General features: G+C 66.8%; 10 protein-coding genes. 4 read left to right on the top strand and 6 right to left on the bottom strand.

Annotated features, from left to right (window positions below; translation table 11 throughout):
* Entirely contained in the window at positions 1–816 is an 816-nt protein-coding gene (fdhD, locus tag AC1DYS_RS17860) for a formate dehydrogenase accessory sulfurtransferase FdhD (protein ID WP_477901516.1), read from the top strand.
* A gap of 36 nt (positions 817–852) precedes the next feature.
* Here fdhD and senA read toward each other — a convergent pair whose 3' ends face one another.
* The 6 genes from senA to AC1DYS_RS17830 all read right to left on the bottom strand — a co-directional run bounded on the left by senA (position 853) and on the right by AC1DYS_RS17830 (position 9,834).
* The gene (senA, locus tag AC1DYS_RS17855) at positions 853–2,082 is read right to left on the bottom strand and encodes a selenoneine synthase SenA (protein WP_477901514.1); all 1,230 of its coding nucleotides are present in this window, start codon (positions 2,080–2,082) and stop codon (positions 853–855) included.
* Between the two features lie 22 nt (positions 2,083–2,104).
* Positions 2,105–2,812, bottom strand: coding sequence for a CTP synthase C-terminal region-related (seleno)protein (locus AC1DYS_RS17850; RefSeq protein ID WP_477901512.1), 708 nt, complete (start codon positions 2,810–2,812; stop codon positions 2,105–2,107).
* On the bottom strand, positions 2,809–3,219 hold the full coding sequence (locus tag AC1DYS_RS17845; RefSeq protein WP_477901510.1) for a GFA family protein: 411 nt from the start codon (positions 3,217–3,219) through the stop codon (positions 2,809–2,811). The genes AC1DYS_RS17850 and AC1DYS_RS17845 overlap by 4 nt, the downstream gene beginning before the upstream one ends.
* Before the next feature lie 6 nt (positions 3,220–3,225).
* Positions 3,226–3,972 (bottom strand): type I methionyl aminopeptidase, encoded by a 747-nt coding sequence (map, locus tag AC1DYS_RS17840; RefSeq protein WP_477901508.1) that lies wholly within the window; start codon positions 3,970–3,972, stop codon positions 3,226–3,228.
* Positions 3,973–4,051: 79 nt separating this feature from the next.
* On the bottom strand, positions 4,052–9,232 hold the full coding sequence (locus AC1DYS_RS17835; RefSeq protein WP_477901506.1) for an AbfB domain-containing protein: 5,181 nt from the start codon (positions 9,230–9,232) through the stop codon (positions 4,052–4,054).
* Positions 9,229–9,834, bottom strand: coding sequence for an SCO family protein (locus AC1DYS_RS17830; RefSeq protein WP_477901504.1), 606 nt, complete (start codon positions 9,832–9,834; stop codon positions 9,229–9,231). The genes AC1DYS_RS17835 and AC1DYS_RS17830 overlap by 4 nt, the downstream gene beginning before the upstream one ends.
* 552 nt (positions 9,835–10,386) lie before the next feature.
* Here AC1DYS_RS17830 and dinB point away from each other — a divergent pair.
* From dinB to AC1DYS_RS17815, 3 genes are all read left to right on the top strand, one after another.
* Entirely contained in the window at positions 10,387–11,628 is a 1,242-nt protein-coding gene (dinB, locus tag AC1DYS_RS17825) for a DNA polymerase IV (RefSeq protein ID WP_477901502.1), read from the top strand.
* Positions 11,629–11,753: 125 nt separating this feature from the next.
* Positions 11,754–12,740 carry a DUF3034 family protein gene (locus AC1DYS_RS17820; protein WP_477901500.1) on the top strand — a complete coding sequence of 329 codons (987 nt, stop codon included), beginning with the start codon at positions 11,754–11,756 and terminating at the stop codon, positions 12,738–12,740.
* A gap of 16 nt (positions 12,741–12,756) precedes the next feature.
* Entirely contained in the window at positions 12,757–13,209 is a 453-nt protein-coding gene (locus AC1DYS_RS17815; protein WP_477901498.1) for a group I truncated hemoglobin, read from the top strand.
* Positions 13,210–13,213 lie beyond the last annotated feature (4 nt).

Genomic DNA, 13,213 nt, shown 5'->3' with positions numbered 1-13,213 from the left:
ATGAACGATCGACTGCCCGACTCACCGCCGCCTGACTCCACGCGCGAAGTCGCGGTGTTGCGCCTCGGGCCGAAGGGCAGCCAGGCCCTCACCGACCGAATTGCCGCCGAGGTGCCGATTGCGCTGGTGTTCAACGGCATCTCGCATGCCGTGATGATGGCCACGCCGGCCGACCTGGAGGCGTTTGCGCTCGGCTTCGCGCTGTCCGAAGGACTGCTAGATTCACGTGCGGAATGCCATGGCATCGACGTGATCGGCAACGCCGAAGGCGTGGAGATTCAGATCGAGGTGGCCGCTGCCGCCGAGATGCGCCTGAAAGAAAAACGCCGCAGCCTGGTCGGCCGCACTGGCTGCGGCCTGTGCGGCATCGACAGCCTGAAGCAGCTCGACCTTTTGCCCGAGGGTGTGGCACCGGCGGCTTGGGTCGGCGGTCTGCAAGCCCCCACCGTGCTGCGCGCATTCGCTCAGTTGCCGTCGATGCAGCCGCTCAATGCGCAGACCGGTGCCCACCACGCCGCCGCCTGGGTCACGCCCGAAGGCCACGTCACCACCGTGATGGAAGACGTGGGCCGCCACAACGCGCTCGACAAACTGCTGGGCCAGCGCGCGCTGGACCGGCTGGCGAACAACGAAGGCTTCGTGATCATGTCGAGCCGCGCGAGCTACGAGCTGGTGCGCAAATGCGCGCGCCTGGGCGTGCCGGTGCTGGCCACGATCTCGGCGCCCACCACGCTGGCTGTGGACATTGCGAAGCAGGCCGGCATGCAGCTGTATGGCTTCTGCCGCGGCGAGAGCGCAGTTCGCTACGCGCCTTGACGCAGCCTCAGCGCGTGCGTATTCCGAGCAGGCGGTCTATAACCCGCAGCTGCGAAAGCCGCTGAACACATCATCCCGCTGCGGCAGCAGAAAGCGCCGGAACTTGGGGTTGCGCATGCGCTCGCGCGTGGCGAATGAAGCGCCTCGCAAGACCTTGTGCGTGCCGAACGACGGCATGGAATAGCTGCGGTCCGGCCCCGGCACGAAGCCGGCGTACGGCCTGAAACCGCTGGCCATCCACTCCCACACCGAGCCGAAGCGAAAGCCGCGTGAGACGCCGGCATGCGCTGCCGCCTCCCACTCTAGTTCGGTCGGCAAACGCCGCCCGGCCCAGCGGCACCAGGCATCGGCTTCATACCAGCTCACGTGCATGGCCGACTGGCTCATGGGCACGCGCGTGAGCTTGCCGAAGCGTTGCAGCAGCACGCTCTGGCGCATCTGGTCCACATGGCGCGGCGTGCGGCGGCCTTCCTGCTGCACCCAATCCCAGCCTTCGGCAGACCAGAAACGCGACTCGTCGTAGCCGCCGTCTTCAACGAACTCGCAGTACTGAGCCCAGGTGACCGGCTGCGCGTCGATCTCGAACTCGGGCACGCTGTGCTCGTTGGCTGCGCGCTCGTTGTCGAACGCGAACCCTTCGGGCGGGCTGCCAAGGCTGAAGCGCGAAGCCGGGAACATGAGCGGCTCGCGCGGCGCCATCGTGCCCAACGCAGGCAGCAGCTTGGCGTCGAAACCCAGCGTCTGCGACATCTCGGCGAAGGCCTCACATTGCATGTCTTCGCGAAACAGCGCCAGGCGATAGAAGTACAGCGCGTCGTCTTCTTCGCCGGCGTGTTCCAGCAATTCGAGCGTGGTCTCGAGCGTGTCGGCCAGGTACTGTCGCGTRGCCTGGGCGTGTGGCAGCGGCAACTGCCAACGGGCGCCGTGGGGCGCCAGCGTCGGGTCGTACCACTCGTCGGCAAATGGGTCGATGGACGCCAGGCGTACCGAGCTTGCGTCGGCATGCTCGCCGCGATGGCGCTGCAGGTTGCGCGAGATCCAGTATTCTTGGAACCACCCCAGGTGGCCCAGCGACCACAGCGGCGGGTTCAGCTCCGGCTGCATTGGCACGGCCAGCGGCGGTTCGGTGAGCGCCGCTTCGAGCGCGCTCATCCAGCGCAGCGTGTGGTTGCGCGCATCCATCAGCGCCAGCGAGAGCAAGCCCTTGCCCGCGCGCCGCATCTGCGACGACTCGATCGGCGGGGCTTCGAAATCAAGTTGGCTCATGTCTGCTCGCGGATGTGCCGGCTCAGCGCGAACGCGCCTGTCTGTCGATCGCCCGCACGAAGGCGGCCACCAGCGGTGGCAGACGGCCGCGGAGTGCTGCGCGCTCGGGTTGGAACAGCGTGGCGACGAAGAACGGGTGGCCTTCGAGCTCGATGGCACGAACCTCCTCGTCTTCGTCGCGTGCCGTGATCTGAAGCGGCCCTGACATCAACTCCGCCTGGTACTCGGCGTCGATGCCGTAGCTGCAGTGGTAGCCCTCGCCGGCTTCGTTCACGCCATAGGCGGTGGCAATGCGCGAGCCACGCTCGAAGCGCACCGCCCCGGTCGACTCGATCAGCGCGCAGGCCAACGGCGTGATCACCAGCCGTAACGAATCGGTGGATGTCTCGGCGTGGTCGGCATCGGCCCAGCCCAGCACGTTGCGTGCGTACTCGATCACCGCGTGCTGAAAGCCGCCACAGGTGCCGAGAAACGGGCGCTTGTTCTCGCGCGCGAAGCGGATGGCGCTCAGCGCACCGTCCATGCTGCGATAGGGGGTGGCGGGCACGCACCACAGCGCGTCGTAGCGCGACAAGCGGTTGGTGTGAGTGATCTCTTCGGTGGGGAGCCAGTCGTGGTCGAGATCAACGTCCAGAGCGTTGGAGGCGAGTTGCAGGGCCATCGGGATGGCCTGGTGTGCGGGGATGGCGGGGTTGAAGTCGCCCACCAGGCCGATGCGGCGTGTGGTCATGGTTTTTGAGGGATGAAGTCTTTGGAAAACTGAGGCAGATCGTCACCGATCGTCCACCAGTTTGCCTTCGAGCCTGTATTGAAATGTGCGGCAGGCCGCACGGCCAGCGGCTCATTGATCAGCCCCGCGCGAATTCGCAACGCATCCGGAGTCGCATCGCGGCGGCTGTAGACCGGCGAGCCGCAGCGGCTGCAGAACGCGCGCTTCTTGCCGGGAGTCGACTCGAACTCTTTGATCAACTCGGCACCGCTGTCGAGGCGGAAGGCCGAGCGGGCGATGGGCATGTTGGCTGCGAACGGCGTGCCTTGCGCTTTGCGGCACTGCGAGCAATGACAGAGCTGGATCGGTGCCAGCTCACCGTCGATGCTGAACCGGATGCCGCCGCAAAGGCAGTTGCCCGTGTACATGGGAACTCAATGCACGGTGACCACGATGGGCGCGCCGCGCGTGATGATCATCGTGTGCTCGTACTGCGCCGAGAGGTTCCCGGGCACACCAGCCAGCGTCCAGCCGTCACCGGTCTCTTCGACGAAACGGCTCTTGGTCGACAGGAAAGGCTCGATGGTGATGACCATGCCTTCGCGCAGCACCCGCGTGTCGCGTGCGTCGTAGTAGCCGGGAATCTGCCCCGGCTCTTCGTGCAGCGCGCGGCCCACGCCATGGCTGGCCAGGTTCTCGATCACCTTGAGCTGGTAAGCGCGTGCCGTGCGCTCGATGGCGCGGCCGATGCCGTTGAGCCGCGCGCCGGCGCGGGCCTGCTTCATCGCCGCGTTCAAGGCCTCGTGCGTGGCATGGCACAGGCGCGTCTTCGCCGGCGTGGATGGCGGCACCACCCGGGTGCCGCCGGTGTCGGCGAAATAGCCGCCGAGTTCGGCCGAAACATCGACGTTGACCAGGTCGCCCGCATGAATCACACGATCGCCAGGAACGCCGTGTGCCGCTTCTTCGTTGACGCTGACGCAGGTGGCCGCCGGGAAGCCGTAGGTGAGCTGTGGTGCCGACCGGGCGCCATGCTCTTCGAGCAAGCGCGCGCCGATGGCATCGAGTTCACGCGTGGTCATGCCCGGTTCCAGGGCGTCCAGCATCTTGTGCAGCACGAGCGAAACGATGCGGCCGACGCGCTTGAGGCCGTCCACATCGTGTTGGTTTTCGATGGTCATGGTGGTCGAATGAAAGGGTGTCGCAAGACTTTAGCCGTTGCGTGCCCCGACCGCCATGCCCGTCGTTACCGCCCTCCCGCTATCTCAGCCAGCAGGCCTTGGGGCTCCCGAAAATCGGATCGGTGAAGCTCGCGTTGTTGCATGCGAGCACCGTGCCGCCAGGCACCGTCCGCGCGATGTAACGGCCGCCTGCGCCGTACAGCACCGTGGCCATCGCCCCGGCGGGCACGGTGCAGGTGGCGTTCTCGGCCGCGCACTTCACGGCAGCGACATAGCTGCACGACTTGCCCGTACCAAAGATCGGATCGCCGAAGCTCGCGTTGTTGCAGGCGATCGTGCCCGACACCACGCCCTTGCTGGTGTGGCTGCCATTGGCGCCGTAGTACACGGTCGCCGGCGTCCCGGCCGGCAGCGTGCAGTTGCGCCCTTCGGCCGCGCATTGCACAGCTCCCACCGGCAATGCGGCTGGAGCGACCGTCTCTTCGCTGCCAATCTGCCCGAGATAGGTGACCAGGTTGCCCAGGTCTGCATCGCCAATCGCCATGCCGCGATGTGCCGTCACTGCGGCGCCGAGAGCCGCGGCCGAGCCGTCGTGCAGATAGGGCCCGGTCAGCGCGACATCGCGCAGCGTCGGCACGTCGATGCCCGGGAGCACCTCGCCCAGGCGCTTGCCGCTGGTGGGTTTGATGGTGCCCACGTCGGCCAGCAGCAGGCCGCTGGTCGCAAAGTTGGTACCGCCATGGCAGCTCGCGCAGTTCTGCTTCGCGAACACCGCGCGGCCGGCAACGGCATCGGCCGTCAACGCGCCAGTGCTGCTGCGCTGCGCGCTCTGCGGCATCACCGACAGCGAATTCACATAGGCCGCGAGCACGTCCAGGTCGGTGCTCACGCCCGCCTTGGCGTTGCCCAGCGGCTGGTTGCGCGTGCCGGTAGCGAACGCGGCGTCGCTCATCAGGCCGGTGCCGCCGGCCAAGCTCCGGATCTGGCCTTCGAAGTCTTGAACCTCGTCAAAGTTGCCGCTCCAATGCAGCCGCCCGTGGCCAATGCCCGCGCGCCCGCGCAGGCTGATGGTGTTGCGCAGGCCTTCGCCCTGGGCGCCGATGTCCCAGGTGCGGCCGTCGTGGGCACCGTCGTGGTGGCAGCTGGCACAGCTCATGTACGAGTCACGCGCCAGGCGTGCATCGCGAGCGTCGTAGAACAGCTGCTTGCCCAGCAGGACCGTGGCGCCCAGCTTTTCGGTGCCGATGCTAGCGACTGTCGCGAGCAGCGTGCTTGCGAATTCGCCGCGCGTGGTGAGTGCAGAGATGTCGACGACGCTGACACTGCGCCCGAGGAAGTTGTGCACGTACAGCCGCGTGTTGTCGGCCGACACCACCACGCCCTGCGGCGCGAGACCGGCTTCGATGCGGAACAGTTCCTTGCCGCCGATCGCATCGACCACCGCCACCTGGCGCGAGGTCTCGAGCGCGACGAACAGATAGGCGCCCGTGGCATCGAAGGCTGCAGCGCTGGCGACGCCGGCGTTGTCGTGGTCGATGCGCGAGGGGTAGTCCTCGCTCAGCGTGCCCAGATCGATGCGCGAGCTGATGGCGCGCACGGTGTTCTGGAAGTCCAGGCTCAGGCCGTTGCGCAGCAAGCCACGCATCACGTTGTCTTGCTTCGATGGAAGCCAGGCGGACCGACCGTCCGGCGAGATCACGGCCGCACCCAGGTAGTTCGGCACGCCGCCGCCGGAGATTTCGGTGTCGGTCTTGCCGCTGTGGCGCAGCACGACCAATGAGCTCACCGCCATGCTGGTGGCATCGACGACCACGACCTCGCCGCCGTATTGCACGCCGTCGATCGTGGGCTGCACTGCGGCCGTGCCCTCGCCTGGCAAGGGTGGCGTCACGAAGCGCGACACCAGCACTCGCTTCGAATCGCCGCTCACCGACAGGTGGCGGGGGCTGGTGCCGACGTTGAGTGTGGCCAGCGTGGCGGCAGTGCTGCCGTCGAGCGCCAGCAATCGGCCCGCGGCCTCGAGGCTCACATAAGCCGTGCCGGCCGCCGCGAAGACGATGCCGTAGGGCTGCGAGGCACGCGGCAGCGCAACAGTACGCGTGACCGCGAGCGTGCTGCCGTTGATGATCGAAATGGAAGCCCCATCGCGGTTCACCACCCACACGCTGCCGTCGGGCGTAAGCGCGAGCGTGCGTGGCGCACTGCCGGTGGCGATCTCGGCAACGCGTGCATTGGTGCCGGTGTCGAAGACGCTGACCGAATCGTTGTCCGGGTTCACGACCCACAGCCGTGCAGACGCCCCATTGCGTGGCTCGATCAGCATCGCCGATGAAGCCCTCGAAGGATTGGCCGTCGCGCTGCGGTAGATCGCCTGCATGAAGCTCTTCGTGCTGCTCTGGCCGGCGGCGTTGCGCACCGTCAGCGTCACCAGGTAGAGGCCCGGGTTCGCATACGCATGCGTGGCGGAGCTGCTGACCGAGTAGGGCGAGCTGCTGCCGTCGCCGTAGTCCCAGCTGAACTCGAGCCCGGAGGCGTCGAGCCCAGGGGTCCAGCTGGCCGAGTTGCCGATGTTCACCGGCAGCGCCGCAACCGGGCCGAGCACAGGCAGTGCTGTGGCCGGCGAGAGCTGCTGCGAGAGGAAGCTGGCGCTCGTGGTGAACGCGGTGTCGCTGGCCTGGGTGTCGATCCAGATCTGGCCGTCGCGGTGGTGCATCACGCGGGCCGGGAAGTTCTTTGACCGCAGCGAGACGCCGCTGCCGGACACACCCGGCTCGGGGCAGAACGTGGCGTCGTTGAGGAACACGCCGGTGGCCGCGTAGGCGCTCAGCTGAAGGCGGTAGCCGGCATGGCGCAGCCACTTGCCGGGCGCAGCCACGGACTCGAGCGAGACGCACGACGCGTCGGCCAAGCCATTGCGGGCGACGTAGCCAGCCGGAGCCAGCGCCGCGGCTGTGGGTGGACTGCCGAGTGCAGCGAGCACTGCGAGATTCGCCGCGTCGACGGAAATTGCCGAGCCGCTCGTCGCCACGCTGCCCAACTCGAGCACCGCGCCGCGTGGCAGGGTCGCGCGTGGCGCGAAGCTGGCATCGGCTCTGAACACCGCGTCGTCGGCGACGGCTTCGAGCGACAGCTCGGCACCGCGGTGGCGCAGCACCAGATCGCTGCGCGCCTTGGAACGAAGGGTCACCCCCAGGCCCGACTGGCCGGCCTCGGGGCAGAAGGTCGCATCGCTGCGGAATGCCGCGCTGCTGTCACTGCTGCCAAGCGCCACCTTCAAACCCTGCCTGCGCAGCCATTGGCCGGTGGAGGCGATCGATTCGAGCGACACGCAGTTGGCATCCGCCAGCCCGTTGCGCACCCAGAACTGCACCGCAGCGGGTGCTGCGGCGGTGTTCGGCACCGCAGCGAGCACGCCCGATCCGTCGCTGTCGGTGGCGATGGCCTGGCCCGTCGCGTTGACGCTCTCGAAAACCAGCGCCTGGTTGCGCGGCAGGTCGGTCTGGGACAGCGGCAGATTGCCGGTGAGGCCCAGGCCCACGATCACCGAACGCGATGGCACGCCGTCGGCATTCAGCGCAATGATCTGGTAGTAGCCCGGCGGCGCCAGGCTGGCGCTGGCCGGCATCGTGGCTGCGAGCAGATCACCGTCTTGCGTGAAGCTCAGTTCCTGAAAGCGCTGCGTGGTGTTGAACGAATGCGTGACCGTGCCGTTCGCCAGCAACACCAAGCGCGTGACAGGCGACGCGTCGGTCATCCGGATCTGCACGGAGCCGGCATGGCTGAAGCTGAGCGCGCTGATCGACGACATCGCCGGGCGCGGCGCAAGCTGCGCCACGCCGTCGATGTTCTTGAAGAGGTACGGCGGGTAATAGACCTCGGCGTTCATGTTGTTCACCGGTCCGGGCGCCCCGCCTCCGGTCGACAGCACGGTCCCGTTCGGCAGCAGCAGCGTGGCCGAGTGGTACACGCGGACTTGTGCCGCGCTGGCACCGACGGTCCAGGCACCGGAAGCCGGGTCCCAGATTTCTGCGGCGTAGACGGCGTCGTTGCCGGCGTTGTTGCCCAGGGCGGTGCCTCCGGTGACAAGTACCTGGCCGTTCGGCAGCACCACCGAATTGCCGTAGCGGCGCGCGTAGCTCATCGGCGCCGTCTCGGTGACCACCGGTGCGGCTCCGTTGATGTCGACAACCGTGGCCAGGTTGCTTGCCGGCAACCCGTCGCCGTTGAAGTAGCCATTGCCGCCGACCTGCAACACCTTGCCCGGCGCGTACATCACGGCCGTACTGGTGGCGCCGACGTTGACCGGCATCACCTTGTTGGCCGGGCCCTTGAACGCGCCGAGCACGGTGACCGCACCGGCGCCATCGTTGGCAGTCGGGTCCAGTGACCACATGGTCTCGGCGGAGATGCCGAACACCCGCCCGTTCGGGGCCACCCAGGCACGCGGGTAGGAGGCCCGGAGGTAGTCGGGCCCGAAGGCTTCGCGGCTTCGCGCGCCGGTGAGGCTGCGCCAGCCGGTGCCGATGGTGTAGACCTCAGGCGTCATCGACACCGTGCCGGCAGCAATGGCCGCATCGGGTTTGTCGACCATGCCCTCCTGGTACGGGTCCATGCCGCCGACGATGAGGTTGCGTCCGTCGGGCAGGGTCAGCATCGTGGCGTACCAGCGCTGGTCGGCCATCATTGAGGTGTCTGTCACCGCGCCGCCTGTGGAGGCCGTGACGAGGCTGCTGGCCAGCGGCGAATTGCCGCCTGTGAGCATCAGCCGGCCATCGCTGAGCCAGGCCGCGCTGTTGCAGAAACTGTTGACGCGCGCGGCGTCGTAGCTGGTCGCATGGCTGGCGTCGTCGAAACCGAGCGACGGCGTCCACAGGTCGAAGGTGCGGCCATCCTGCGTGGCAGGCGTGTTCTTCGGCGTGCCGTAGGTGAGGACCTTGCCGTCGGGCAGCAGCACGGCATGCAGGCCGTTCATCGGCCACGCCTTCGTGGTCGACCACAGGCCCTTGGTGGCGGCATCCACCGGTATCGTGAGGTTCTGAAAGAGCGGGTCGTTCGTCTGCGGCAGCACCACCGACAACTCGTCGCGCATCGACGTGGCTTGCGCGTGCTCGCGCGTCCCGTCGTCGGTGTTCGCCACATCGGTATCGCTGCTGCCACCGCCCCCGCAGCTGGCGAGTGACGCCAAAGCAGCTGCCATCGCGAGGCGTGTCGTCCATCTCCTGCTGAATGAGGGGCTGCCGTTCTGCACGATGGGTTTCATGTCTTGTTCTCGTTGGGTTTTTTGTTGGTGTTCACAGGGCCATGGCCGCGCGGCTCACGCGCCAGGCGGTTCAGTTCAGCGGCCAGGCGCGGCCGGTCGACCGGCACGCCGGCGAATCGCTGCACCAGCGCACCGCTGGCGTCGAAGAGGTAGAGAGACGTTCGATGGTCCTCAGGTCGCGGCTGGCTACGACGCGTATCGAACGCCTGCATGCGCGCGAGCAATGCCTCCACCTGCGGCGGTGCCCCGGTGGCGAAGCGCCAACCCGGCAAGTCGGCACCCATGCGCTGTGCGAACTCCGCCAGCGTCTGCGGTGTGTCGTGCCAAGGGTCGACGGTGATCGACAGGAACCGCACGGCTGCACGCACGTCGCCCGGCAGCGCGCGGTGCAGTTCGGCCAGTTCGTGCACTTGCGTCGGGCAAGTGGCCGAGCAGCCTGTGAAGACGAAGTTCATCAACACCGGGCGGCCTTTCAATGAGGCCGCGTCCACGGCCAGGCCTCGGTGGTCGCGCAGGCCGACTCGCTGGAGTACCGCAGGCTGGGCCCACGCATTCAGGGCAAGGAAAGCGGTGCCGACCAGCACCGCCAGAAATCGGCTCACGAGCCTCAGCGCGGCAGGCGCAATGGCAGGTCGGTCGGAATCCGGTAGGGCGGTGTCGAGCGAATAGAAAACTGCATTGGAGTACTTCGTGGCGGCTGCTTCGGGTACAGGCACACGAATGTAGGCAAGCGTCGCCAGACTTGCATGATGGTCAAGTGATCGTTCTCTTACCCGGTGGCGATTTGCGAAGTGGGCGTGCTTTGGACCTTGCAATTGACAGCGTTCAGGCCAATTGCCGGCTGTCTTTCGGGTCCGCACCATGACGCGCATCCGTCGCGATGCGGCCGCGATGGCGTTGGTCGGTCGTGCAGGCGCAGCGCTCGCCCGCGCGGCCCACACAAAAAAATCGGCGCTCAGCGCCGCCACCAGAGAAGGTCTCATTCAAGAAGCCGTCCCCGGCGCAAAAAAACGATTCGTTACCTTATGCGGGCACCACGCGAATGTCACCTCCGCAAACAGGGGGATTCATCAGAGAACAGGGCCGCCGAATTTCGGCCGCCCTAGTGGCGCCGCGCTCGATGCTGTATGAAAATACAGCTTTCCGCCCACCCCATGCCCCCGCCTCTTCAGCGCCTGATTGCCCACCTCGACATGGACGCGTTCTATGCGTCCGTCGAGTTGCTGCGCTATCCCGACCTGAGAGGCCAGCCCGTGGTCATCGGCGGCGGGCGAGACAGCCGGCCGGTGTTGTTGCCCGACGGCACGCGGCGCTACGCACGCTTGCGCAACTACACCGGCCGCGGCGTCATCACCACGGCCACGTACGAGGCGCGGGCGTTCGGCGTCAACTCGGCGATGGGCATGATGAAGGCCGCCGTGCTGGCGCCCGAGGCCGTGCTGCTGCCGGTCGACTTCGACGAGTACCGCAAGTACTCACGCCTCTTTAAGGCCGCCGTGCGCAGCATCGCGCCCATCGTCGAAGACCGCGGCGTTGACGAGATCTACATCGACCTCACCGAGATCCCCGGCGCGCAGCACGACCAGGGCCGCGCCGCAGGGCAGGCGCTGAAGGACGCTGTTCACCAAGCCACCGGCCTCACCTGCTCGGTGGGCGTGACGCCGAACAAGCTGCTCTCCAAGCTCTGCTCCGAGCTCGACAAGCCGAACGGCCTCACGCTGCTGTCGTACGACGAGATTCCCTCACGCATCTGGCCGCTGGCCGCGAAGAAGATCAACGGCATCGGTCCCAAGGCCACCGAGAAGCTCACTGCCCTGAACATCCACACCATCGGGGACCTGGCCGCCGCCGACCCGGCCTTCCTGGTCGCCAACTTCGGCAAGAGCTACGGCGCCTGGATGCACGAGGCCGCGCATGGCCGTGACGAGCGACCGGTCGTCACCTACAGCGAGCCCAAGTCGATCAGCCGCGAAACCACCTTCGAGCGCGACCTGCATGCCGTGCGCGACCGCAACACGCTCACGCCGATCTTCACCGAGCTGTGCATCGAGCTTGCAGGCGACCTCACGCGCAAGGGCTACGCGAGCAAGACCATCGGCATCAAGCTGCGCTTCGACGACTTCAAGATCGTCACGCGCGACCTGACGCTGCCCGCTCACACGATGGACGCGCACACCATCCGCCGTGCTGCCGGCGAATGCTTGAAGCGCGTGGACTTGACGCGCCGGCTGCGCCTGCTCGGTGTGCGTGCGGGTAGCTTGGCCAAGCTCTCCGACCTGCTGGACCCGCGCCACACCACCGGTGCGGTGCCCATGGCGCAGGAGCCAGTGCCTGCTTACCATGATGCACCGATGCCCTTGTTCGACGAGCTCCCACCGCTGCCTCGCCAGGGCTGATTGCCGCCGCTGTTGCCAACTTTGCACGTTCGCCCGGCCCGTCTGAACGGGCCCTCCGGATAAAACGCATCCAAGTGATGAAGATGAACGTAGTTCCTTCATCACACCCAGCGAGGAGAGAGCCCATGCCGTTCAAACCCAGCCGCATCGCACTTGCGTGCGGCCTGCTTCCTCTGGCCATGGCCTGCGCACCTGCGCTGGCTCAGAGCACACCCCCGAGCGCCAGCACCCACAGCGGCAAGCTGCTGCTCACCGGCGGGGTCAGCAGCATCGACGGCGCGGCCGGCGGCGGCTTGACGCCCTGGGCCGTGACCGGCGGCTATGGCACGGGCACCGAGTTCGGCGGCTCGGGCTTCGTCACCCGCGTGAAGACTCAAGACTTCGGCCTCACCGGCTACGGCGTGGCTGCAAGCTGGGGTGATCGCGTCGAGGTATCGCTCGCCAAACAAGACTTCGACACCGGCCCGGTCGGTGGAGCCTTGGCCGCATTTCTCGGCGACCCCGGCTTCAACGGCCTTCACCTCAAGCAGGACATCGTCGGCCTGAAGGTTCGAGTGGCCGGCGATGCGGTGCTCGACAGCGACACCTGGATGCCGCAAGTGGCCCTCGGCCTCGAATACAAAAAGGCCCGCCCCGGCCGCCTGGGCGATTCGCTCGCGGCGCTGGGCAACCAGAGCGTGCTGCAGCTCTTCGGCACCAAGGACAGCGGCACCGACCTCTACCTGAGCGCGACCAAGCTCTTCCTCGCGCAAGGCATTCTGGTCAACGGCACTTTGCGCGCGACCAAGGCCAACCAGAACGGCCTGCTCGGCTTCGGCGCCACCGATCACACGAGCTACAAGCTGATGCCCGAATTCAGCCTCGCCTACCTCTTCAGCAAGAACTGGGTGGCCGGTGTGGAGTACCGCGCCAAGCCCGACAACTTCAAGGACAACACCGTGCTCGGTGCCGGTGCGCTGAAAGAAGACGACTGGGCCGACGTGTTCGTCGCGTGGGCGCCGTGCAAGACCTTCTCGCTCACTGCTGCCTATGTCGACCTCGGGAAGATCGTTCCCGGCGTGGTCGACAAACGCCAGACCGGCTTTTATCTCTCTGCGCAGATCGCTTTCTGATCGAGGAGCTTCGACCATGACACGCACCCTCTCCCACCTCGGCCGTGCCCTGTTGCTCGGCACCGCGCTCCTGGCAGGCACCGCTCAGGCGCAAACCGCCGCCGCACGCGACGACACCCTGTACCAGCAACTCGGCGCCCAACCCGGCCTCACCAAGCTGATGGACGACTTCATGACCCGGCTGCTCGCCGACTCGCGCATGGGCCCGTTCTTCAAGGACGTTGACCACCAGCACGTCAAGGACGAACTGGTCACGCAGTTCTGCGAGGTCTCGGGCGGTCCCTGCAAGCGCAAGGGCCCCGACATGAAGAAGGCCCATTCCGGCATGGACATCACCAAGAGCAACTTCAACGCATTGGTCGAGGTGCTGCAGCAGAGCATGGATGCGCAAGGCATTCCGTTCACCGCGCAGAACAAGCTGCTCTCCAAGCTCGCGCCCATGCACCGCGACATCATCAACACGCCTTGAGTCG

Source organism: Rhizobacter sp. P2_G4, assembly GCF_056403575.1.
Note: the sequence above shows the minus strand (reverse complement) of the source record. Positions and strands in the feature narration are given on the sequence as shown.

Coding starts and splice junctions, on each gene's coding strand:
- fdhD (WP_477901516.1), top strand. CDS start 1: ATGAACGATCGACTGCCCGACTCACCGCCGCCTGACTCCACGCGCGAA.
- AC1DYS_RS17850 (WP_477901512.1), bottom strand. CDS start 2,812: ATGACCACACGCCGCATCGGCCTGGTGGGCGACTTCAACCCCGCCATC.
- AC1DYS_RS17845 (WP_477901510.1), bottom strand. CDS start 3,219: ATGTACACGGGCAACTGCCTTTGCGGCGGCATCCGGTTCAGCATCGAC.
- map (WP_477901508.1), bottom strand. CDS start 3,972: ATGACCATCGAAAACCAACACGATGTGGACGGCCTCAAGCGCGTCGGC.
- AC1DYS_RS17835 (WP_477901506.1), bottom strand. CDS start 9,232: ATGAAACCCATCGTGCAGAACGGCAGCCCCTCATTCAGCAGGAGATGG.
- dinB (WP_477901502.1), top strand. CDS start 10,387: ATGCCCCCGCCTCTTCAGCGCCTGATTGCCCACCTCGACATGGACGCG.
- AC1DYS_RS17820 (WP_477901500.1), top strand. CDS start 11,754: ATGCCGTTCAAACCCAGCCGCATCGCACTTGCGTGCGGCCTGCTTCCT.
- AC1DYS_RS17815 (WP_477901498.1), top strand. CDS start 12,757: ATGACACGCACCCTCTCCCACCTCGGCCGTGCCCTGTTGCTCGGCACC.